Source organism: Pseudomonas sp. LBUM1647, assembly GCF_059716175.1.
The window spans coordinates 5,034,351-5,054,814 of the sequence record NZ_CP166809.1 but is presented as its reverse complement, the minus strand read 5'-3'; the positions used below and the strand labels follow the sequence as shown (position 1 = coordinate 5,054,814).

Genomic DNA, 20,464 nt, shown 5'->3' with positions numbered 1-20,464 from the left:
ACGCTAAAAACTGTTTTAGTTTTTAGGTGCTTCTTTTGCTGCCGCTGCATCCGATTCAGCCTGAGCTTTGGCGGCTTCGGCGTTTTCTTTCGCCGCGTCGTTCACTTTATCCTGAGCTTTGCTCATGTCTTGCTGAGCTTGCTCGGCATGTTGGTTAGCATCTTGAGCTTTGTCCTCGGATTTTTTATCGCAGGCTGCGAGACCGAGGGAAGCGGTCAACATCAAGGCAATAGCTAAAGTCTTACGCATGGGGTGTTTCTCCTTATGGAAAATATATCTACTGGCCTTTCGAGCGCAGCCCATAGCGTTAAGTTCCTCAATTCATACAGATATATAAGTTTATTCCGACGGGAACTTTTACAAAAAACGCCTAGTGCGTTGCCTGAACACTAAAAGAGTTTATGAAAATGGCCGAAAACCCCGTTTTTGAGCGCGCTACACGATTTCTATCGGCGCTGCGACATTGTCAGGTACTTGGGCTGCGGGTTCACAGCGCCAGCAGCGAAGGCCTGACGGTCATCTTGCCATACAGTCCTCAAATTGTTGGCAACCCGCAAACCGGCGTGATTCATGGCGGAGCGCTGACCTCGCTGATGGACACGGCCTGCGGCATGTCCACCCTCTGCGTGCTGCCCGAGTTCGAAGTGTGTCCGACCCTCGACCTGCGCATTGACTACATGCACGCCGCCGAGCCGCATAAAGATGTCTACGGTTTTGCCCAGTGCTACCGGGTGACCATGGATGTGATCTTTGCTCGCGGCTTCGCCTACCAGGACGACCCCGAGCAGCCCATCGCCCATGCGGTGGGCACCTTCATGCGCATGGGCAAAGCCATCAAGGGCACCAAAGGCTTTGGCGGCGTCATCGCCGGAGGTACGAAATGACCGACGCGTTCAAGGAACAACTTCAGCAGGCACATGAGCAGGGCGACTACGCCTCGCTGCTGCACCTGATTCCCTACGCCAAATTGATCGGCATCGAATGTTCGCGGGTGGGGGATGATCTGCTGTTTCGCTTGCCGGCCAACAAGGACAACATTGGTAACCCTTTATTGCCGGCGATTCATGGTGGCGTGATTGCCGGGTTCATGGAGCTGTCCGCAGCGCTGCACCTGCTGATTTTCACCGGTTCGCCGGGTGTGCCGAAGATCATCGATTTCTCCCTCGACTATCTGCGCGCCGGGCAGTTTCGCGACACCTGGGCCAGATGCCAGGTTTGCCGGCAGGGTCGCCGGGTCGCCAACGTTGCGATTACGGCCTGGCAAAGCACTGAAGCCGAACCGATTGCCACGGCCCGCGCCCATTTCAAAATTGAAGAGCCCTTGAAATCCTGAACTCAGCCCCCAACTTTGATGACAACCCGCCGCCGACCCTTCAGGTCGCGGCCACTGCCATCTGATTGGAGTTTGATGACCATGAGTGTGGAAACTCAAAAGGAAACCCTGGGCTTCCAGACCGAGGTGAAGCAACTGCTGCACCTCATGATCCATTCGCTGTATTCCAACAAGGAAATTTTCCTTCGCGAATTGATCTCGAACGCCTCTGACGCTGTCGACAAATTACGTTTCGAAGCCCTGTCCAAGCCTGAATTGCTGGAAGGTGGCGCCGAACTGAAAATCCGTGTGAGCTTCGACAAGGACGCTAAAACCGTCACCCTCGAAGACAACGGCATCGGCATGAGCCGTGAAGATGCGATCGCCCACTTGGGTACCATCGCCAAATCCGGCACTGCCGATTTCATGAAACACCTGTCCGGCGATCAGAAAAAAGACTCGCACCTGATCGGTCAATTCGGTGTGGGTTTCTACTCTGCATTCATCGTCGCCGATAAAGTCGACGTGTTCAGCCGTCGTGCCGGGGCTGCTGCCAGCGAAGGCGTGCACTGGTCGTCCAAGGGTGAAGGCGATTTTGAAGTTGCCACCGTGGATAAAGTCGAGCGCGGCACCCGTATCGTCCTGCACCTGAAATCCGGTGAAGACGAATTCGCCGATGGCTGGCGTCTGCGCAACATCATCAAGAAGTACTCCGACCACATCGCTCTGCCGATCGAGTTGCCGAAAGAAGTGGCAGCCGTTGAAGGCGAAGAGCAACCGGCCGTTGAATGGGAAACCGTCAACCGCGCCAGTGCTCTGTGGACTCGCCCTCGCACTGAAGTGAAAGACGAGGAATACCAGGAGTTCTACAAGCATGTCGCTCACGACTTCGAGAACCCGCTGAGCTGGAGCCACAACAAGGTCGAAGGCAAGCTCGAATACAGCTCGCTGCTCTACGTGCCGGCCCGTGCTCCATTCGATCTGTACCAGCGTGAAGCGCCGAAAGGCCTGAAGCTGTACGTGCAGCGCGTGTTCGTGATGGATCAGGCAGAGTCGTTCCTGCCGCTGTACCTGCGCTTTATCAAAGGCGTGGTCGATTCCAACGATCTGTCGCTGAACGTGTCGCGGGAAATCCTGCAGAAAGACCCGATCATCGACTCCATGAAGTCGGCGCTGACCAAGCGCGTTCTCGACATGCTGGAAAAGCTGGCGAAGAACGAGCCTGAGCAATACAAGAGCTTCTGGAAAAACTTTGGCCAGGTCATGAAAGAAGGCCCGGCAGAAGACTTCGCCAACAAAGAGAAAATCGCTGGCCTGCTGCGTTTCGCATCGACCAGCGGTGATGAAGGCGAGCAAGTGGTGGGTCTGGCCGAATACCTGGCTCGCGCCAAGGAAGGTCAGGACAAGATTTACTACCTGACCGGCGAAACCTACGCGCAAGTCAAAAACAGCCCGCACCTGGAAGTCTTCCGCAAGAAAGGCATCGAAGTGCTGCTGCTGACCGACCGCATCGACGAGTGGCTGATGAGCTACCTCAGCGACTTCGACGGCAAGAGCTTTGTCGACGTGGCGCGCGGTGACCTGGACCTGGGCAACCTGGATTCGGAAGAAGACAAGAAAGCTGCGGAAGAAGTCGCCAAGTCCAAAGAAGGTCTGGTTGAACGTCTGAAAACAGCACTGGGCGATTCCGTCGCTGAAGTGCGGGTTTCCCATCGTCTGACCGACTCCCCGGCGATTCTGGCCATCGGCGAGCAGGACCTGGGCATGCAGATGCGTCAGATCCTCGAAGCCAGCGGTCAGAAGGTTCCGGAATCGAAGCCGATCTTCGAATTCAACCCGGCTCACCCGCTGATCGAGAAGCTCGACAACGAGCAGAGCGACGAACGCTTCGGCGACCTGTCGCACATTCTCTTCGATCAGGCGGCCCTGGCCGCCGGCGACAGCTTGAAAGACCCGGCCGCCTACGTGCGCCGTCTCAACAAGCTGCTGGTTGAACTGTCGGTTTAACTGCGTTGTACAAAAACCCGCTTCGGCGGGTTTTTTTATTCTGGTGTCTTTTACTGGGAGTTAGTCATGAGCCAGATCACTGTTCGTTCCGTTGCTTATCAGATTGATGGCCAGCCGTATGAAAGCCGTCTCGCCTTCGACGCTGACCATAAAGGCCCACGTCCCGGCCTGTTGATGGCGCCGAACTGGATGGGCGTCAGCGCCGGTGCCGAGGAGATCGCCAAGTCCGTGGCGTCCAAGGGTTATGTGGTGCTGATCGCGGACCTCTACGGCCAATCGGTCCGTCCGCAGAACGGCGACGAGGCGGGTGCAGCCATGATGCCGCTCAAGCATGACCGGCCGTTGTTGCGCAAACGCATGCAAGCAGCATTCGAACAGCTGCAAAGCCAGGGCGAGGCGGTTGTCGATAGCTCGAAACTGGCGACGTTCGGTTTCTGCTTCGGCGGTTGCTGCGCCCTGGACCTGGCGCGCACCGGAGCGCCGGTGAAAGCGGCGGTGTCGTTCCACGGAACACTGGATTCGCCGAATCCGGCTGATGCCAGGAACATCAAGGGTTCGGTGTTGGTGCTGCACGGTGCATCCGACCCACTGGTGCCGAAAGAGCAACTGCCGGCGTTTGAAGATGAGATGAATGCGGCGGGCGTGGATTGGCAACTGCTGAGCTACGGCGGCGCGGTGCATTCCTTCACCGATCCGCATGCCAATGTGCCGGGCATGATGATGTATGACGCGAAGACGGCGGGGCGTGCGTTTACGTCGATGCACAACTTGCTGGATGAAGTGTTCTGCGGCTGATTGCTCTTAAGATCAAAAGATCGCAGCCTTCGGCAGCTCCTACATTGGTCCGTGTAGGAGCTGCCGAAGGCTGCGATCTTTTGATTTTTGCCCTAAGGCAACTCAATCCTTTCGCTTTCCCCCGGCACCGTCGGCCAATCCCCGGCCGCCCAGCGTCGCCGCGCCTCATCGATCAACGCCGGATCGCTCGCCACGAAGTTCCAGTTGATCCGTCGCGGCCCATCCAGCGGCGTTCCGCCAAACAGCACGGCATGACAGTCGCTTTCAGCAAACAGCGTCATCTCTTCCCCGACCGGCAACACCACCAGCGAATGCGGTTCTATCAGCTCGCCATTCAGTTGCACCTCGCCGTCCAGCACATACAACGCCCGCTCTTCATGCTCGGTTGGAATCAGCAATGTGGTCGCCGTTTGCAGGTTCAATTCGGCATACAAGGTAGGAGAAAGCACCGGGACCGGTGACTCCAGGCAAAAGCCTGACCCGGCAATCATCCGGATCTTTACTCCCAGGTTATCGCTGACCGGCAGCGTGGCCGCCGAATGGTGGCTGTAGTGTCCGGGTCCGTGCTCTTTATCTTTCGGTGAGGCCAGCCAAATCTGCAAACCGTGCAGGGTGAAGCCGCTGTCCTTCAACGCCTCAGGCGTGCGCTCGACGTGGGCAATCGCGCTGCCCGCCGTCATCCAGCTGACATCACCGGCGTCCACCACTTGGTCGGAGCCGAGGCTGTCCTTGTGCTGGATTTTTCCTTCGAACAAGTACGTGAGGGTCGACAGACCAATGTGCGGATGCTGTCGGATGTTCATGCCTTTTCCCGCCTCGTAACGGGTTTCGAGCATGTGGTCGAAAAACACGAAAGGCCCGACGCTGCGGCATTTGGCTGACGGCAGCGGGCGAAGAATCGGTTGACCCTCGACATCTTCGGCGCGTGGACGGATCACGAGCGGAGTGTTCATGCTGCATTCCAGGCTGAGCGGGTAATGCGTGGAGCATAACCCGCTTGCGCAGCCCTTGCCGCTATTGGCTGAAGGCACCTTCAGACAGGTGCGTTTCGATGCTGACGTCGGTGGTGGTCATCAACTTGTGGACCGGGCAACGGTCGGCCACGCGGTGCAGCTCATCGCGTTGAGCGTCGGTGAGCACACCCTTGAGGGTCAATTTGACGTGCAGGGCATATTTACCTTTCTGCTCTTCGCTGTTGTCACGTTTGACTTCGACCGTGACACCGGTCAGCGGGATGTCTTTCTTCTTCGCGTACATCTTCAGGGTCAGGGCCTTGCAGGCGCCCAGGGCCGCGTCGAAGTAATCGTGTGGCTCGGGCGCCGAGCCTTCGCCGCCGGCGAGTGTCGGTACGTCGGCAAAGAGTTCGTGGTCATCGATCTGTACGCTGTGACGAAAACCTTCGGCGGAAACGGTATTGACGGTGACAGTCATGGGAAACCTCGCAGGTAACAGGAAAAGTCATTCGATCAAAAAAGACCTTGAAGGTATAGAGCACTCCTCCTGTTACGCGTTCCACTTTCTTGCGTACCCATTGCCGTGCGCTGAATCGTTACCGCCCGACGATCGAAGTAGTAAGGCGTTTTGATATCACTTTTTCGTCTTACGCAAAATCTCTCAGGGCCGATACCTTCTAAGGCAACCCGCTGCAGGATTGAGGCGGCACTTTTGGAAGGAACCAGATTAATGAGTATCAGAAGTCTCAATATTGCGCCGCGCGCGGGCCTGGGTTTTGGCCTGCTGGCGTTGATGGTGTTTGGATTGGGGGCGTTCGCCCTGATGCAAATGTCGAACATGCGCGCGCAGTCCGATCAGGTCGATGACAACTGGCTGCCCAGCGTGATGGCGGTCGGGGAGATGAATCAGGACATGCTGCGGCTGCGGGCGCTGACCATGCGCCTGCTGCTCAATCGCGACCCGCAGGCGCTGGCGCAAAACGTCAGCAAACTCAACGAGCTCAAAGGCAACCTCAGTGAGCCTCAGCAGCGTTATGACGCGCTGATCGTGCTGCCCGAAGAGCGTGTGCTGTTCGACCGCTTCAAAGCTTCGGAGCAACAATACCTGCAGTTCCAGACTCAGGTGATGACGCTGTCTGCCCAGGGAAGGGTGGAAGAGGCGGCCGCCATCCTCAATGGCGAGATGAGTCCGTTGGCCGATGAAATCACCGTCACCCTCAAGGCATTGGTCGAATTGAACAAGCACAACGCTAACCTGGCGACGGAGGCGGGGCGCCAAGTGTTCAGCCATTCGCGGGTCTGGGTCGGGGTGATGATCGGCCTGACGGCGCTGATGACCATCGGCCTGGCGCTGCTGCTGACCCGCAGCATCGTCGTGCCGCTTTCCCAATCGTTGAAGGTGGCTGAAGGGGTGGCTGGCGGCGATCTCACCGGTGATATCAGCATCACCGGCAAGGACGAGCCGGCGCGGCTGTTGCACGCCCTCAAGAGCATGCAGGGGAGTTTGCGCGAAACCCTGCGGCGTATTTCCGACTCATCCAGCCAATTGGCCTCGGCTTCGGAAGAACTCAGTTGTGTGACTGAAGAGGCCACCCGGGGCCTGCATCAGCAGAGCCTGGAAATCGACCAGGCCGCGACGGCGGTGAATCAGATGACCGCTGCGGTGGAGGAGGTCGCGAGCAATGCGGTGGCCACGTCCGAAGCGTCTCGGGAATCCGACCGGATCGCCCAGCACGGTCGCGAACAGGTGCATCAGACCGTGTTGTCCATCGAATCCCTGGCCGACGATGTCACGGCCAATGCGACTCAGGTCGAGGACCTGGCGCAGAAAGTTTATGGCATCAGCAAAGTCCTGGATGTGATTCGCTCGATTGCCGAGCAGACGAACTTGCTGGCCCTGAACGCGGCCATCGAAGCGGCGCGGGCCGGGAGTGCCGGACGCGGATTTGCGGTGGTGGCCGATGAAGTGCGGGCGCTGGCGCACCGGACGCAGCAATCGACCCAGGAAATCGAGCAGATGATTACTGGCATCCAGCAAGGCACCGATGCTGCGGTCAGCTCGATGCAGCAGAGCAACACTCGCGCGCGTTCGACCTTGGAAGTGGCGAAAGCCGCGGGCACGGCGCTGGAGGAAATCGCCACGGCGTTTACCCTGATCAATGAGCGCAACCTGGTGATCGCCAGTGCCTCAGAGGAGCAAGCGGCTGTCGCGCGCGAGGTGGATCGCAACCTGATGAACATTCGCGATCTTGCGTTGCAGACGTCGGCCGGGGCGAATCAAACCAGTGCGGCGAGCCAGGAGCTGTCTCGGTTGGCGGTCGATCTGAATACGATGGTGGCGCGGTTCTCGGTCTGAACGTCGGGGGGCTTTGTCGTTCCGGCGACGCTACCGGCTAGCTGTGCAAGGTTGCGGGTGGCGCCATCCCGGCCTATGGTCCAAGCGAGACTTTGCCTGTGACTGGTGCGCGATGATCCGCCGCCGGTTGCTGTCCATCCAGTGCTAATTTCCGTAGCGAGGTGACGACATGCCCACTGACTCCCGACCCGCCGTGCTCGAACTGATCGGCAATACGCCGCTGGTGCGCGTCAGCCGTTTCGATACCGGCCCGTGCACGCTGTTCCTCAAGCTCGAATCGCAGAACCCCGGCGGCTCGATCAAGGATCGCATCGGCCTGGCGATGATCGACGCCGCCGAGCGCGATGGCCGCTTGCGTCCCGGCGGCACCATCGTCGAGGCCACCGCCGGCAACACCGGTCTTGGTCTGGCCCTGGTCGGCCGTGCCAAGGGTTACCGAGTGGTGTTGGTGGTGCCGGACAAGATGTCCACCGAGAAGGTTTTGCACCTCAAGGCGATGGGCGCCGAGGTGCACATCACCCGCTCCGACGTTGGCAAGGGCCATCCCGATTACTACCAGGATGTTGCGGCACGGCTGGCGCTGGAAATTCCCGACGCCTTCTTCGCCGATCAATTCAACAACCCGGCCAATCCGCTGGCCCACGAGTGCAGCACCGCGCCGGAGATCTGGGCGCAGACTCAGCATGATCTGGACGCCATCGTTGTCGGCGTTGGGTCGGCCGGTACGCTGACTGGGCTGACTCGTTTCTTTCGCCGCGTGCAACCGGACCTGGTCATGGTGCTGGCCGATCCGGTCGGCTCGGTGATGGCCGAATACAGCCGCAGCGGCACCATGAGCACGCCCGGCTCCTGGGCGGTGGAGGGCATCGGCGAGGACTTCATTCCGTCGATTGCCGACCTGTCCAGCGTGCGCCACGCCTACTCGATCAGCGACGAGGAAAGCTTCGATCATGCACGCCAACTGCTGCGCGCCGAAGGCATACTCGGCGGCTCTTCGACCGGCACACTGCTGGCGGCGGCGCTGCGTTACTGCCGCGAGCAGACCGAGCCGAAGCGGGTCGTCAGCTTCGTCTGCGACACCGGCACGCGCTACCTGTCGAAGGTCTACAACGACCAGTGGATGAACGATCAGGGCCTGTTGCAGTACAAACATTACGGCGATCTGCGCGACCTGATCTCACGGCGCTTCGAGGATGGCCGGGTGATCAGCGTGGGCCCGGACGATACGCTGCTCACCGCGTTCCAGCGCATGCGCCTGGCTGATGTGTCGCAACTGCCGGTGCTGGAGGGCGGGCAGCGGCTGGTCGGCGTGATCGACGAGTCCGACATTCTGCTTGGCATGCAAGAAGAGGCTTCGCACTTTCGCGCGAGCGTGGCCAGCGCGATGACCGATAAGCTGCAAACCCTGCCTCCAAGCGCCAGTCTGGCTGAACTGCGGGCGGAGCTCGACCGTGGGCTGGTGGCGATCATCGCTGACGCTTCGGGCTTCTACGGCTTGATTACTCGAGTCGACATGCTCATTCACCTACGGAGATCGCTTACATGAGTCAGCACGATGAAAACGCTGTGCCACGCGCCTTCGCCACCCGTGTGATCCATGCCGGGCAAACGCCCGATCCGTCCACCGGGGCGCTGATGCCGCCGATTTACGCCAACTCCACCTATTTGCAGCAGAGCCCCGGAGTGCACAAAGGCTTCGACTATGGGCGCTCGCACAACCCGACGCGCTTTGCGCTGGAGCGTTGCGTTGCAGACCTCGAAGGCGGCACCCAGGCCTTCGCGTTCGCGTCCGGGCTGGCGACGATTTCCACCGTGCTCGAATTGCTCGATGCTGATTCGCACATCGTCTCCGGCAACGACCTGTACGGCGGTACTTTCCGCCTGTTCGACAAGGTGCGCCGGCGCAGCGCCGGGCATCGCTTCAGCTTCGTCGACCTGACTGATTTGTCGGCCTTCGAAGCGGCGCTGCAGGACGGCACGCGGATGGTCATGGTCGAGACGCCGAGCAATCCTTTACTGCGCCTCACCGACCTCGTTGCCATCGCGCGCATCTGCCGCCAGCGAGGCATCATTTGTGTGGCCGACAATACCTTTGCCAGCCCATGGATACAGCGCCCGCTGGAGCTGGGCTTCGACATCGTGCTGCACTCGACCACCAAGTACCTGAACGGCCATTCCGACGTGATCGGCGGCATCGCGGTGGTCGGACAAAACGCAGACCTGGCGGAGCGTCTGGGTTTCCTGCAGAACGCGGTGGGCGCGATCGCCGGGCCGTTCGACGCTTTCCTCACCCTGCGCGGCGTTAAGACCCTGGCGCTGCGCATGGAGCGCCACTGCAACAACGCGCTGGACCTGGCGCAATGGCTGGAGCGTCAGCCGCAGGTGGCGCGCGTCTATTATCCGGGCCTGCCGTCGCACCCGCAGCACGCACTGGCGCAGCGGCAGATGCGCGGTTTCGGCGGGATGATTTCCCTCGACCTGAACAGCGACCTGGCTGGCGCCACGCGCTTCCTCGAGAGTGTGCGGATCTTTGCCTTGGCCGAGAGCCTGGGTGGGGTGGAAAGCCTGATCGAGCACCCGGCGATCATGACCCACGCCACCATCCCCGCAGACACCCGTGCGCAACTCGGCATCGGCGATGCGTTGGTGCGGTTGTCCGTGGGAGTCGAGGATGTCGAAGACCTGCGCGCCGACCTGGCACAGGCGCTGGCGCGGATCTGAATTTCAGCAGGCAAAAAAAATCCGGAACCCTTATCGGATTCCGGATTTTTGTGTCGAGCCGGATCAGCTGCCTTTGACAGCCTTGCCGTTGACCGTACCGTCGAGGAGCATGATGTTGTACTCCTTGCCGTCGGTTTCAACCTGTTGCAGACGAACCAGCAGGTAATCCCAGTCCTTGGCGAACCACAGGACGGTGATGCGCTTGCTTTGTGTCGGGTCGCGCACGCGCTCGACCTTGATTGCTTCGATCTGGCCAGCTTTGGTGTCGACCTTTTCCGAACCCAGCACGCGGAAATCATAGGTATCGACTTCACCATCGTCGACGACTTGATAGCTCATGCTTTTCTTGCCAGCGGCCACGTCGTGCTGCAGGGCGAGCTGATAAGTGGATTTGTCGACCATGCCGCGGTTGAGCGGGATCTTGACCGGGTCACCGCGGTCGGTGCCGGTGACCATTTTGTTGGTCCAGTCGAAATCCAGGTCAGCCTTCTTGGCTTTACCCAGGCCGCCACGTTCGAAGTGGTAGGACTGCGGCAGCAAGGTGTCCTTGTCCAGGGTCAGGGTGCTTTCTTCGGTCAGGCTGGCGATCATCATCGAGGCCTTGAAGCTGAGCTTCCAGGCGCCGTTGGCTTGTTTGGTCAGGCTGCGTTCAGCGGTGCCGCTCATGGGCAACTGCTTCCAGTCAGCGGTGTAGCTGGCGGAGAAAGGTTGAAGTTCTGCAGCCTGCGCGAAGGGCAGTGCGAGCAGAGCGCAAGCGAAGAGCAGGGCGCGACGCATAAAATCTCCTAGGTTCGAATCAAGTGGCCGCTGGCCGCGAGTAACTTTCCATCCAGTAAAGCACCTTGCTCGCCGAGTGATAAACGACCTTCGGCAAACCAGCGTACAGCCAGCGGGTAGATCAGGTGTTCCTGGGTATGAACTCGCTGCGCCAGACTCTGCGGCGAATCGTGCAACTCTACCGGTATTACTGCCTGTACGACCAGTGGTCCGCCATCGAGTTCCTCGGTGACGAAGTGCACGGAGCAGCCGTGCTCGGTGTCGCCAGCCTCCAGCGCGCGCTGATGCGTGTGTAACCCTTTGTATTTGGGTAGCAGCGAGGGATGGATGTTGAGCAGGCGACCCGCGTAGTGACGCACGAAGTCAGCGCTGAGAATGCGCATGAACCCGGCCAGTACCACGAGTTTGGGGTTGAACGCGTCGATCTGTTCGATCAGCGCGGCATCGAAGGCTTCGCGGCCTTCGAACGCTTTGTGATCCAGGGTGCGGGTGTCGATACCCGCGTCCCTGGCGCGTTGCAGGCCGTAGGCGTCGGCGCGGTTGGAAATCACCGCAGCGATGCGGGCCGGGCTGTCGCCGGTCCGCGTGCTGTCGATCAAGGCCTGCAAGTTACTGCCGGTGCCGGACAACAGCACCACCACATCACAGGTCTGGGACATCAATGAGCCTTGAGGTTCTTCAGTTCAACCTGAGCCGCGCCTTCGGCAGCGGTGGAGATCTGACCGATGACCCAAGGCTGCTCGCCGGCTTCGCGCAGGACGTTCAGGGCGGTTTCGACGTGCTCTTGAGCAACGCAGATGACCATGCCCACGCCGCAGTTCAGCACGCGGTGCATTTCGTTTTCGTCAACGTTGCCTTTCTCTTGCAGCCAGTCGAACACGGCAGGACGGGTCCAGCTCGCGACGTCAACCACGGCTTGTGCGCCTTTTGGCAGAACGCGCGGGATGTTGTCCAGCAGGCCACCACCGGTGATGTGGGCCATGGCTTTGACCGCGCCGGTTTCCTTGATCAGCTTGAGCAGCGGCTTCACGTAGATACGGGTCGGGGCCATCAGCAGGTCGGTCAGCGGTTTGCCGTCGAGCTGGATGTTTTCGATGTCGGCACCGGACACTTCGATGATCTTGCGGATCAGCGAGTAGCCGTTGGAGTGCGGGCCGGAAGACGGCAGGGCGAGCAGGGCATCGCCGGCAGCGACTTTGGAACCGTCGATGATTTCGGATTTTTCCACGACGCCGACGCAGAAGCCGGCCAGGTCGTAGTCTTCGCCTTCGTACATGCCTGGCATTTCAGCGGTTTCGCCGCCAACCAGGGAGCAGCCGGACAATTCACAGCCAGCGCCAATGCCGGTCACGACCTGGGTCGCGGTTTCGACGTTGAGTTTGCCGGTGGCATAGTAGTCGAGGAAGAACAGCGGCTCGGCGCCGCAGACCACCAGGTCGTTCACGCACATGGCCACCAGGTCGATGCCGATGCTGTCGTGCTTGTTCAGGTTCAGTGCCAGGCGCAGCTTGGTGCCGACGCCGTCGGTGCCGGAAACCAGCACGGGCTGCTTGTAGCCGGCCGGGATTTCGCAGAGGGCGCCGAAACCGCCCAGGCCGCCCATGACTTCCGGGCGCGCAGTGCGCTTGGCGACGCTCTTGATGCGTTCGACCAATGCTTCACCGGCGTCGATGTCTACACCGGCGTCCTTGTAGCTCAGGGAGGGTTGCTTGCTCATGATCCAGGCCTTTAGGGGGGATTCAGGGGTAAGGACCGAGTCCAGTGGGACCACCGAAACTGACGAAGGCGATTGCCATCCGCGAATTTCAGGGTGCCCGGCTGTTGCCGGTCTGCGAAGGCGCGCGATTTTATCAGGCTTGAGGGGCAGCGGCCATCCTCAGGCCGACGGCAGGGGCATATCCGCTTAAAAAAACCTTCATTGCCCGTGTTGGCCGCATCCTTCATGGCTGTATAAGGTATCGCTATTAACCGTCTATCGTTAGCACAGTGCAAAAACTTACCAGGGTCGGGTGAATGTTTTGCTTGGGGGCGTGGTCACAGCCTTGCTCAATCCGGTTCACGCGGCCTGTTCCAGCCGCTCTTGTCGTCAGGAATCCTCCATGCGTTTTTTTTCTAGATTTTTATTTGCAGGCTGTTTGTCACTGGTCAGCCTGGCGAGTCATGCCGAAACCGTCAAAAACCTGTATCAGGTGCGTCAGCCTGTCAGTGGTCAAACCCCTGAGGTGCGCGATCAAGCGACCCAGCAAGCGCTGGATACGTTGGTGTTGCGACTGACCGGTGATCCCAAGGCTGCGCAAAACCCGGGGTTGGCGGCACTGCGCAAGGACCCGCAGCAAATCATCAGTCAGTACGGCTTTGACGCCGGCCCGCCGGAAGTGCTGAAGGTCGATTTCGACCCGGCCACCACCGAGCAAGCGTTGCGCCGTGCCGGGCTGTCGTTGTGGGGGGCGAACCGGCCCTCGATCCTCGGCTGGTGGTTGAACGATTCCACCGAGGGGTCGAGTCTGGTCGGCGATGGCCAGGCCAGTGCTGCACCGCTGCGCCGAGCGGCTCAACACCGTGGTTTGCCGCTGCGCCTGCCGCTGGCAGATCTGAGTGAGCAGATCGTCGCCACGGCACCGAATCTGGAAGGAACGGACGCGACGCCACTGCGCGGGGTGTCGGAGCGTTACAACGCTGACGCCTTGCTCGCGGTGCATGCCCGTGAAGAGGGCGGCCAATGGCAGGCCAAGTGGCATTTGTGGCTGGGCGACAAGAAGGAGGCGGGCAGCGTAGAGGGTGCGGATCAGGCCGCGGTGGCCGATGCGGTGATGCTGGCGGTCAGTGAACGGCTGGCGCCTCGCTTTGTCGTCAAACCGGGTGCTTCGGGCGAACAATTGCTCGAAGTGCAGGGCATGAACCTGGAGCACTACGCGACGCTTGGGCGTTTGCTGGAGCCGTTTGGTGCGCGTCTGCAAAGTGTCGACGGCGACCGGATTCTCTACCGGGTCAATGGCAGCGCCGAACAGTTGAAGGCGCAGTTGTCCCTGGCGAAGTTGCAGGAAGTCCCGGCCGGTGAGGCGTCGGCACCGACGGCGCCTGTTCAGCCTGTGGCCGACGGTTCGGCGCCTGCTGTAGCACCCAGTCCGGCTCCGGTGCCGCAGTTGCGATTCCGTTGGTAAGGTTTTCTTTCTTTATATAGATGCAAATGGAGTGGTACATGGCCGATACGCGGCGTTGGTTCTGGTTGGGTGGGGTGGTTCTGCTCTGCGTGTTTGTCTGGTTGTTGCATCCGATTCTGACCCCGTTCCTGGTCGCGTTGCTGCTGGCCTATCTGTTCGACCCGCTGGTGGATCGGCTGGAGAGGGCCGGTCTGTCTCGGACCTGGGGCGTGGTGGCGGTGTTTGCGCTGTTCACCTTGATCTTCACGACCTTGCTGCTGGTGTTGGTGCCGATGCTCGCCAAGCAACTGTTCCGCTTGTACGAATTGGCGCCGCAGATGCTCGACTGGTTGCAGCACACCGCACTGCCGTGGGCGCAATCGAAATTTGGACTGTCGGATAATTTCTGGAAGTTCGACAAGCTCAAGGCTGCAATCAGTGAGCACATGGGCCAGACCACTGACATTGTCGGGGTCGTGCTGAGCCAAGCGACGGCTTCCGGGCTGGCGTTGATCGGTTGGCTGGCGAATCTGGTGCTGATCCCGGTGGTGAGTTTCTATCTGCTGCGGGACTGGGACCTGATGATGGCCAAGATCCGCGGTCTGCTGCCCCGTGACCGCGAAGAGCGCGTTGTGATCCTGGCGGGTGAATGCCATGAAGTACTGGGTGCGTTCGTGCGCGGACAGTTGCTGGTGATGGTGGCGCTGGGCGTGATCTACGCGGCCGGCCTGATGTTGGTAGGGCTGGAGCTGGGGCTGTTGATCGGTTTGATTGCCGGTCTGGCGGCGATCGTGCCTTATATGGGGTTTGTCATCGGGATCGGTGCTGCCTTGATTGCCGGTCTGTTCCAGTTCGGTGGCGATCTGTATCCCATGATCGGAATCGTCGCGGTGTTCATGGTGGGGCAGGCGCTGGAAGGCATGGTGCTGACGCCATTGCTGGTGGGGGACCGGATCGGTCTGCACCCGGTGGCGGTGATCTTCGCGATTCTGGCAGGGGGCGAGCTGTTCGGTTTCACCGGTGTGCTGCTTGCGCTGCCGGTGGCGGCGGTGATCATGGTGCTGGTGCGCCATGTGCATGATTTGTATAAAGATTCGGATATCTACAGTGGTGCCGACGAGCCTGAACGCTAAGGTCCGTTGATGGTTGGTAACGGGCGGCCTGGTTCCATGCCAGGTTGGCCCACATCCCTCGCGCAGCTGTCACATGCGCCGCCAAAGAAACTGGCATAAAACCAGTGTGTTAACGCAAACCTTTGATTTTGCTTGTGGTCTGTCGCATTGTGCGACCCGCCTGACGGGTATAAACTTCGCAAACTTTACACAGAGGCCACTAACGGTTCCTTTGGAACTGTTCAGTCAGCATGAAACCGATTCAGCTGCCCCTAGGTGTGCGTCTGCGTGATGACGCTACCTTTATCAATTACTATCCAGGCGCCAATGCCGCTGCACTCGGCTATGTCGAGCGGCTATGCGAAGCCGACGCCGGCTGGACCGAAAGCCTGATTTATCTCTGGGGCAAGGACGGGGTAGGGCGTACGCACTTGTTGCAGGCGGCCTGCCTGCGCTTCGAGCAACTGGGGGAGCCGGCGGTGTATTTGCCGTTGGCCGAACTGCTTGATCGCGGCATCGCCATCCTCGACAACCTCGAACAGTACGAACTGGTTTGCCTGGATGATTTGCAGGCGGTGGCCGGTCGGGCGGATTGGGAAGAGGCGCTGTTCCATCTGTTCAACCGTCTGCGTGACAGCGGTCGACGCCTGCTGATCGCCGCGTCGACATCCCCGCGTGAACTGCCGGTGAAGCTGGCGGACCTCAAATCCCGTCTGACGTTGGCGCTGATCTTTCAGATGCGTCCGCTCTCCGACGAAGACAAGTTGCGTGCCTTGCAACTGCGCGCCTCTCGTCGCGGTCTGCACCTGACCGATGAAGTCGGGCATTTCATTTTGACTCGCGGTACGCGCAGCATGAGTGCGCTTTTCGAGCTGCTTGAGCGTCTCGATCAGGCTTCCCTTCAAGCTCAACGCAAGCTGACAATTCCCTTCCTGAAAGAAACGCTAGGCTGGTAAAACCAAGGGCCTGCAGCGGATTTTGCATATTTCAGGCGTCAAGAAATCCGCTTTCCTGCAGGGTTGCAGGCTGCGCGAACGTCTAAAACGGGCTTAAGCGCTTAGATGTAAACGCGAAACCAAGAAGTCACATAAAGTTCGATTGAATTTGCAAATGAGGTTGATAGTAGGCATAGTCTCGGCTTCTTTAGAACTATCAGCCACGGTCGTGCCCATGCTAAATCGCTTTGCACCCCTCGTGCCCCTCGCACTCGTCACCCTGTTGTTCGGTTGCGCTGCCCACTCTCCAGTGTCCCAGCAAGAGCAACAACAGCAGGTTAAAAATTCTGCTACCGCCCAATCTTCCGTTCTTTATCAGCAAGCGCTTGAGCAGGAAGAAGCGGCCACCGAAAAAGAACTGGCAGACTTCGCCGGCGGCAAGTCGTACCAGCTTCCGGTTCTGGCCGACAGCATCCTCGAACGCGGCATGTCCCTGATCGGTACCCGTTACCGTTTCGGCGGCACCTCCGAAGCTGGCTTTGATTGCAGCGGCTTCATCGGTTACCTGTTTCGTGAAGAAGCCGGCCTGAACCTGCCACGTTCCACCCGCGAAATGATCAACGTCGACGCTCCGCTGGTTTCTCGCAGCAAACTGGAGCCGGGCGACTTGCTGTTTTTCGCCACCAATGGCCGTCGCGGTCGCGTCAGTCACGCCGGGATCTACCTGGGTGACAACCAGTTCATCCATTCCAGCAGCCGCCGCAGCGGTGGTGTCCGGATCGATAGCCTGGGCGACAGCTACTGGAGCAAAACCTTCATCGAAGCCAAGCGTGCACTGGCGATGGCGCCAACTGCAGCCCCGACGATCGTCACGGCTCGCAAGTAAGCGGACTTTTTGTAAGGTGAACTTAAAGTCTTACTTGAAGTTTGCTACGTAGCAGCTAGAATCCTGATCTATTATTGATGGCAAACCGCCTGCGTCCTGCGCAGGCGGTTTTCTTTTCTGCGCCCCCTGCAGAAAAAGCCGCAGCCAGATCAGGATGCTCTGCATATGTCGACGTCGGCCCGCCTCGCAATCATGTTCTTCGCAGCGCTGCTCAGCGCCTGCGCCAGCCGTACACCGCCACCTGCGCCGGTGGTTCGCGCTCCCATTGTTTTCAGCTCCTCCCAAGCATTCTCCCCTGAGGCAGAAGACGTATTGTTCCGCGCGCTCGGCCTGGTGGGCACACCGTATCGCTGGGGTGGCAACACGCCGGATTCGGGTTTCGATTGCAGCGGGCTGATCGGTTATGTCTACCGTGACGTTGCCGGCATTTCCCTGCCACGTACCACGCGCGAGATGATCAGCATGCAGGCGGCCAGTGTGGGCAAGGAAGGCCTGCAAACCGGTGACCTGATCTTCTTCGCCACCAATGGCGGTTCTCAGGTCAGCCACGCCGGGATCTACGTCGGCGAAGGTCGCTTCGTCCATGCACCGGCCACCGGCGGCACGGTGAAGCTCGACAGCTTGTCCAAAGCTTACTGGCAGAAAGCCTATCTGAGTGCCAAGCGCGTCTTGCAACCTGAGCACTTGGCACGCAACCCCTAAATGGCAGAGGTTGTCATGACCGCTCGCACACTCAATCTCGACGATTCCCTGTATCAATACCTGCTCGACGTTTCCCTGCGCGAAACGCCGCTGCTCAAGCGTTTGCGTGACGAAACCCAGGCGCTGCCCATGGCTCGCTGGCAGGTGGCACCCGAGCAAGGTCAGTTCCTCGCGCTATTGGTGAAACTCACCGGTGCCAAGCGTCTGCTGGAAGTGGGCACCTTTACCGGTTACAGCGCGTTGTGCATGGCAGCTGCATTGCCGGATGACGGTTCGCTGATCTGCTGTGACATTCCCGGCGACTACAACGCCACCGCGCGCCGTTACTGGCAGGAAGCGGGGCTTGCCGAGCGGATCGATCTGCGTCTGGCGCCCGCGCTGGAAACCCTGGCTCAGCTGGATCAGCAAGAGTCATTCGACCTGATCTTCATCGACGCCGACAAAGCCAACTACCCACGCTATCTGGAGCACGCATTGCGTCTGCTGCGCGTCGGCGGTCTGGCGGTGTTTGATAACACGCTGTGGAGCGGACGGGTGCTTGAGGACAATCCCGAGAGCGAAGACACCCGAGCCATCCAGGCGCTCAATCGTGCCTTGAAGGATGACTCGCGTGTGGACCTGTCGTTGTTGCCGTTGGGAGATGGATTAACCCTGTGCCGTAAGCGCTAGGCGCCTATTGAAAAAGATCGCAGCCTTCGGCAGCTCCTACAGTGGATGGTGTACACCCTGTAGGAGCTGCCGAAGGCTGCGTCTTTTGACTTTTACTTGGCCGCCGACACGCGCCACACCTTGTTGCCCACGTCATCCGCCACCAACAAATCACCCTGCTGATCAATCACTACACCTACCGGCCGGCCCATGGCTTTTTCCTCGTTGTTGAGGAAACCAGTGAGTACATCCACCGGCTGCCCGGTCGGTTTCCCTGCGCTGAACGGTACAAAAATCACTTTGTAGCCACTGTGCGGTTTACGGTTCCATGAGCCGTGCTGGCCGATGAATGCGCCTTCCTTGAATTGCGCCGGCAGTCTGTTGCCTTCAGCGAATGTCAGGCCCAACGAGGCGGTATGCGGGCCGACCGCGTAGTCCGGCGCAATGGCCTTGGCCACCAGGTCGGGGTTTTGCGGCTCGACGCGGATGTCGACGTGCTGACCGTAATAACTGTAAGGCCAGCCGTAGAACCCGCCGTCCTTCACTGAAGTGATGTAGTCCGGCACCAGATCGCTGCCGATTTCGTCGCGCTCGTTGACCGCCGTCCACAGTGCGCCGCTCTGAGGTTCCCAGGCTAGCCCGTTTGGATTACGAATCCCCGAGGCGAAGATCCGATGGTTGCCGGTGGCGCGATCCACTTCCCAGATCGCCGCGCGACCTTCTTCCTTGTCCATGCCGTTTTCCGCAACGTTGCTGTTGGAGCCTACCGTGACGTACAGCTTGCTACCGTCCTTGCTGGCGATGACGTTTTTGGTCCAGTGGTGATTCAGCGTGCCGCCCGGCAGGTCGATCACCTTCATCGGCTCTGACTTGATCGCCGTCTCGCCGTTTTCGTAGTGGAAGCGCAGCAAGCGGTCCGTGTCGGCGACGTACAGGTCATTGCCGACCAGGGTCATGCCAAAGGGTGAGTTGAGGTTTTCCAGGAACACCGTGCGGGTTTCAGCGATGCCGTCGTGGTCCTTGTCCCGCAGCAGCGTGATGCGGTTCGGGCTCGGTACGCTGGCGCCGGCACGGCCCATGACTTTGCCCATGACCCAACCACGAACGCCTTTGCCGTCATCGGGTTTGGGTGGTGCGTTGGTTTCGGCCACCAGCACGTCGCCATTGGGCAACACGTAAAGCCAGCGCGGGTGATCGAGGCCTTCGGCAAATGCCGCCACCTGAGTCCCTGTCGCGGCGATGGGTTTCGCACCGTCCGGCCAGCCGATCGCCGGGGCGATGTTCACCGTCGGGATCAGGGTCTTGTTCGGTTCTGGCAGCTTGGGTGACGGGCCGGTGCCGTCGGAGACTTGCAGGCTGGAGGTTTCACCACAGGCGGCGAGCCCTCCGGCGAGCGCGATGACGAGAACGAGCTGAGGCTTGCGCATGCTGATCTTCCCTATGAATGCATTGACCTAATCAATAGAGAAGCGCAGGTGCGCGATGGTTCAACCGGTCAGCCGCGGGCTTCTTTGAACAGCACGGCTATGCCGGGGTGATAGTTGCCGGCTTCGTTGCGCAACTTGCGATAGGCATAGGGGAAGTACCAGGCTACCGCGCAGGTGTGTTCCTTTTGCAGGTCGTCGACCATGTCCTGGAGTTCTTCCGGAGTAGCGCTTTGTTGGGCTTTTTGCGGTGCAACGAACAGGCAGCCGAGTTTCAGGTCGCTGGCGTAGCTGATGCGCTTGGCGTCGCTGGTGATGTCTTGCAAAGCTTGAGTCAGGTTCAGGCTGTTGACGCGTGGCCAGCGTTGAGTGGCTTGAAGGTACGCGCGCTCTTCGCTGGTCGCGATAAACAGGTCGGCGCGGCCATTGCGTTCGCCTTCTTCAGTCTGTTTACGGGTCGGTGTTTGTTGCAGCGTAACCATTTCCGCCATCCAGGCCGCGGCGGAAAGCAGGCTCAGGTTGGCTTTTTCGTCGAACCAGTAAGGCGTGTCGTTATCGCCGCGCACGGCGTTGTAGCGGTCGATACAGTCAAACCAGCGTTCCAGCACCGGGCGCAGGAATTCCAGCTTCGGATTGCTGATGATCATGCCTTGCATATGGCTCACCCTTGTTATTGTGTTGTGAGTTTATGGCTCT

The 20,464-nt window shown here is 59.8% G+C and carries 21 protein-coding genes and 1 pseudogene; 14 read left to right on the top strand and 8 right to left on the bottom strand.

The genetic code is table 11. The features are described from left to right. Positions 1-15: 15 nt before the first annotated feature. On the bottom strand, positions 16-249 hold the full coding sequence (locus ACA059_RS23175; RefSeq protein WP_497267357.1) for a hypothetical protein: 234 nt from the start codon (positions 247-249) through the stop codon (positions 16-18). Between the two features lie 158 nt (positions 250-407). Here ACA059_RS23175 and ACA059_RS23170 point away from each other — a divergent pair, with 158 nt between their 5' ends. The 4 genes from ACA059_RS23170 to ACA059_RS23155 all read left to right on the top strand — a co-directional run bounded on the left by ACA059_RS23170 (position 408) and on the right by ACA059_RS23155 (position 4,114). Then, on the top strand, positions 408-884 hold the full coding sequence (locus ACA059_RS23170; RefSeq protein ID WP_497631140.1) for a PaaI family thioesterase: 477 nt from the start codon (positions 408-410) through the stop codon (positions 882-884). Beyond that, positions 881-1,333 (top strand): PaaI family thioesterase, encoded by a 453-nt coding sequence (locus ACA059_RS23165; protein WP_123364606.1) that lies wholly within the window; start codon positions 881-883, stop codon positions 1,331-1,333. The genes ACA059_RS23170 and ACA059_RS23165 overlap by 4 nt, the downstream gene beginning before the upstream one ends. A gap of 81 nt (positions 1,334-1,414) precedes the next feature. Beyond that, positions 1,415-3,319 (top strand): molecular chaperone HtpG, encoded by a 1,905-nt coding sequence (gene htpG, locus ACA059_RS23160; RefSeq protein ID WP_497631139.1) that lies wholly within the window; start codon positions 1,415-1,417, stop codon positions 3,317-3,319. Between the two features lie 66 nt (positions 3,320-3,385). Next, a complete protein-coding gene (locus ACA059_RS23155) occupies positions 3,386-4,114 on the top strand; it encodes a dienelactone hydrolase family protein (RefSeq protein WP_497631138.1) in 729 nt (242 codons plus the stop codon). Between the two features lie 92 nt (positions 4,115-4,206). Here the strand turns inward: ACA059_RS23155 and ACA059_RS23150 are convergent, their stop codons facing one another. Continuing rightward, on the bottom strand, positions 4,207-5,067 hold the full coding sequence (locus tag ACA059_RS23150) for a pirin family protein (protein ID WP_497631137.1): 861 nt from the start codon (positions 5,065-5,067) through the stop codon (positions 4,207-4,209). Positions 5,068-5,128: 61 nt separating this feature from the next. Then, positions 5,129-5,545 carry an OsmC family protein gene (locus ACA059_RS23145; RefSeq protein WP_129442309.1) on the bottom strand — a complete coding sequence of 139 codons (417 nt, stop codon included), beginning with the start codon at positions 5,543-5,545 and terminating at the stop codon, positions 5,129-5,131. Positions 5,546-5,797: 252 nt separating this feature from the next. Between ACA059_RS23145 and ACA059_RS23140 the strand changes: the two are divergent. The 4 genes and pseudogenes from ACA059_RS23140 to ACA059_RS23125 all read left to right on the top strand — a co-directional run. Beyond that, positions 5,798-6,283 (top strand): annotated as a pseudogene (locus ACA059_RS23140) (MCP four helix bundle domain-containing protein); the annotation flags it as partial. A gap of 96 nt (positions 6,284-6,379) precedes the next feature. Next, on the top strand, positions 6,380-7,423 hold the full coding sequence (locus tag ACA059_RS23135; RefSeq protein WP_497634719.1) for a methyl-accepting chemotaxis protein: 1,044 nt from the start codon (positions 6,380-6,382) through the stop codon (positions 7,421-7,423). 169 nt (positions 7,424-7,592) lie between these two features. After that, positions 7,593-8,969, top strand: a complete 1,377-nt coding sequence (locus ACA059_RS23130; RefSeq protein ID WP_497631136.1) for a pyridoxal-phosphate dependent enzyme — start codon at positions 7,593-7,595, stop codon at positions 8,967-8,969. After that, entirely contained in the window at positions 8,966-10,144 is a 1,179-nt protein-coding gene (locus ACA059_RS23125) for a trans-sulfuration enzyme family protein (RefSeq protein WP_497631135.1), read from the top strand. The genes ACA059_RS23130 and ACA059_RS23125 overlap by 4 nt, the downstream gene beginning before the upstream one ends. Positions 10,145-10,207: 63 nt before the next feature. Here the strand turns inward: ACA059_RS23125 and ACA059_RS23120 are convergent, their stop codons facing one another. The 3 genes from ACA059_RS23120 to purM are packed head-to-tail and all read right to left on the bottom strand — an operon-like array spanning position 10,208 to position 12,638. After that, positions 10,208-10,921 (bottom strand): DUF3108 domain-containing protein, encoded by a 714-nt coding sequence (locus tag ACA059_RS23120; protein WP_102614662.1) that lies wholly within the window; start codon positions 10,919-10,921, stop codon positions 10,208-10,210. An 8-nt stretch (positions 10,922-10,929) separates the two neighbouring features. Further along, positions 10,930-11,580 (bottom strand): phosphoribosylglycinamide formyltransferase, encoded by a 651-nt coding sequence (gene purN / locus ACA059_RS23115; RefSeq protein WP_008148637.1) that lies wholly within the window; start codon positions 11,578-11,580, stop codon positions 10,930-10,932. Further along, entirely contained in the window at positions 11,580-12,638 is a 1,059-nt protein-coding gene (purM, locus tag ACA059_RS23110) for a phosphoribosylformylglycinamidine cyclo-ligase (RefSeq protein ID WP_008148639.1), read from the bottom strand. Before purM ends, purN begins: the two co-directional genes overlap by 1 nt. 382 nt (positions 12,639-13,020) lie before the next feature. Between purM and ACA059_RS23105 the strand changes: the two genes are divergently transcribed. The 6 genes from ACA059_RS23105 to ACA059_RS23080 all read left to right on the top strand — a co-directional run bounded on the left by ACA059_RS23105 (position 13,021) and on the right by ACA059_RS23080 (position 18,365). Further along, positions 13,021-14,082, top strand: a complete 1,062-nt coding sequence (locus ACA059_RS23105; protein WP_497631134.1) for a DUF2066 domain-containing protein — start codon at positions 13,021-13,023, stop codon at positions 14,080-14,082. Positions 14,083-14,120: 38 nt separating this feature from the next. Next, positions 14,121-15,194 (top strand): AI-2E family transporter, encoded by a 1,074-nt coding sequence (locus ACA059_RS23100; protein ID WP_497631133.1) that lies wholly within the window; start codon positions 14,121-14,123, stop codon positions 15,192-15,194. Between the two features lie 230 nt (positions 15,195-15,424). Continuing rightward, complete coding sequence (hda, locus tag ACA059_RS23095) at positions 15,425-16,129, top strand: DnaA regulatory inactivator Hda (protein ID WP_008148645.1); 705 nt, start codon at positions 15,425-15,427, stop codon at positions 16,127-16,129. A 214-nt stretch (positions 16,130-16,343) separates the two neighbouring features. Beyond that, positions 16,344-16,994, top strand: coding sequence for a C40 family peptidase (locus tag ACA059_RS23090; RefSeq protein WP_497631132.1), 651 nt, complete (start codon positions 16,344-16,346; stop codon positions 16,992-16,994). A gap of 165 nt (positions 16,995-17,159) precedes the next feature. After that, positions 17,160-17,696 carry a C40 family peptidase gene (locus tag ACA059_RS23085; protein WP_497631131.1) on the top strand — a complete coding sequence of 179 codons (537 nt, stop codon included), beginning with the start codon at positions 17,160-17,162 and terminating at the stop codon, positions 17,694-17,696. A gap of 15 nt (positions 17,697-17,711) precedes the next feature. After that, on the top strand, positions 17,712-18,365 hold the full coding sequence (locus ACA059_RS23080; protein ID WP_497631130.1) for an O-methyltransferase: 654 nt from the start codon (positions 17,712-17,714) through the stop codon (positions 18,363-18,365). Positions 18,366-18,457: 92 nt separating this feature from the next. On the opposite strand, the gene ACA059_RS23075 is transcribed toward ACA059_RS23080, so the two are convergent. Together ACA059_RS23075 and ACA059_RS23070 are read right to left on the bottom strand one after the other, a co-directional pair. Beyond that, complete coding sequence (locus ACA059_RS23075) at positions 18,458-19,771, bottom strand: PQQ-dependent sugar dehydrogenase (protein WP_497631129.1); 1,314 nt, start codon at positions 19,769-19,771, stop codon at positions 18,458-18,460. Between the two features lie 68 nt (positions 19,772-19,839). Further along, a complete protein-coding gene (locus ACA059_RS23070) occupies positions 19,840-20,424 on the bottom strand; it encodes a hypothetical protein (RefSeq protein WP_309678127.1) in 585 nt (194 codons plus the stop codon). Positions 20,425-20,464 lie beyond the last annotated feature (40 nt).

What these genes read in the sequence shown, in the direction of transcription:
- ACA059_RS23105 (WP_497631134.1), top strand. Translation starts at nt 13,021, where the DNA reads ATGCGTTTTTTTTCTAGATTTTTATTTGCAGGCTGTTTGTCACTGGTC.
- hda (WP_008148645.1), top strand. Translation starts at nt 15,425, where the DNA reads ATGAAACCGATTCAGCTGCCCCTAGGTGTGCGTCTGCGTGATGACGCT.
- ACA059_RS23130 (WP_497631136.1), top strand. Translation starts at nt 7,593, where the DNA reads ATGCCCACTGACTCCCGACCCGCCGTGCTCGAACTGATCGGCAATACG.
- ACA059_RS23125 (WP_497631135.1), top strand. Translation starts at nt 8,966, where the DNA reads ATGAGTCAGCACGATGAAAACGCTGTGCCACGCGCCTTCGCCACCCGT.
- ACA059_RS23090 (WP_497631132.1), top strand. Translation starts at nt 16,344, where the DNA reads ATGCTAAATCGCTTTGCACCCCTCGTGCCCCTCGCACTCGTCACCCTG.
- ACA059_RS23170 (WP_497631140.1), top strand. Translation starts at nt 408, where the DNA reads ATGGCCGAAAACCCCGTTTTTGAGCGCGCTACACGATTTCTATCGGCG.
- ACA059_RS23085 (WP_497631131.1), top strand. Translation starts at nt 17,160, where the DNA reads ATGTCGACGTCGGCCCGCCTCGCAATCATGTTCTTCGCAGCGCTGCTC.
- ACA059_RS23120 (WP_102614662.1), bottom strand. Translation starts at nt 10,921, where the DNA reads ATGCGTCGCGCCCTGCTCTTCGCTTGCGCTCTGCTCGCACTGCCCTTC.
- ACA059_RS23175 (WP_497267357.1), bottom strand. Translation starts at nt 249, where the DNA reads ATGCGTAAGACTTTAGCTATTGCCTTGATGTTGACCGCTTCCCTCGGT.
- ACA059_RS23135 (WP_497634719.1), top strand. Translation starts at nt 6,380, where the DNA reads ATGATCGGCCTGACGGCGCTGATGACCATCGGCCTGGCGCTGCTGCTG.
- ACA059_RS23165 (WP_123364606.1), top strand. Translation starts at nt 881, where the DNA reads ATGACCGACGCGTTCAAGGAACAACTTCAGCAGGCACATGAGCAGGGC.
- ACA059_RS23070 (WP_309678127.1), bottom strand. Translation starts at nt 20,424, where the DNA reads ATGCAAGGCATGATCATCAGCAATCCGAAGCTGGAATTCCTGCGCCCG.
- ACA059_RS23075 (WP_497631129.1), bottom strand. Translation starts at nt 19,771, where the DNA reads ATGCGCAAGCCTCAGCTCGTTCTCGTCATCGCGCTCGCCGGAGGGCTC.
- ACA059_RS23150 (WP_497631137.1), bottom strand. Translation starts at nt 5,067, where the DNA reads ATGAACACTCCGCTCGTGATCCGTCCACGCGCCGAAGATGTCGAGGGT.
- htpG (WP_497631139.1), top strand. Translation starts at nt 1,415, where the DNA reads ATGAGTGTGGAAACTCAAAAGGAAACCCTGGGCTTCCAGACCGAGGTG.
- purN (WP_008148637.1), bottom strand. Translation starts at nt 11,580, where the DNA reads ATGTCCCAGACCTGTGATGTGGTGGTGCTGTTGTCCGGCACCGGCAGT.
- ACA059_RS23155 (WP_497631138.1), top strand. Translation starts at nt 3,386, where the DNA reads ATGAGCCAGATCACTGTTCGTTCCGTTGCTTATCAGATTGATGGCCAG.
- ACA059_RS23100 (WP_497631133.1), top strand. Translation starts at nt 14,121, where the DNA reads ATGGCCGATACGCGGCGTTGGTTCTGGTTGGGTGGGGTGGTTCTGCTC.
- ACA059_RS23080 (WP_497631130.1), top strand. Translation starts at nt 17,712, where the DNA reads ATGACCGCTCGCACACTCAATCTCGACGATTCCCTGTATCAATACCTG.
- purM (WP_008148639.1), bottom strand. Translation starts at nt 12,638, where the DNA reads ATGAGCAAGCAACCCTCCCTGAGCTACAAGGACGCCGGTGTAGACATC.
- ACA059_RS23145 (WP_129442309.1), bottom strand. Translation starts at nt 5,545, where the DNA reads ATGACTGTCACCGTCAATACCGTTTCCGCCGAAGGTTTTCGTCACAGC.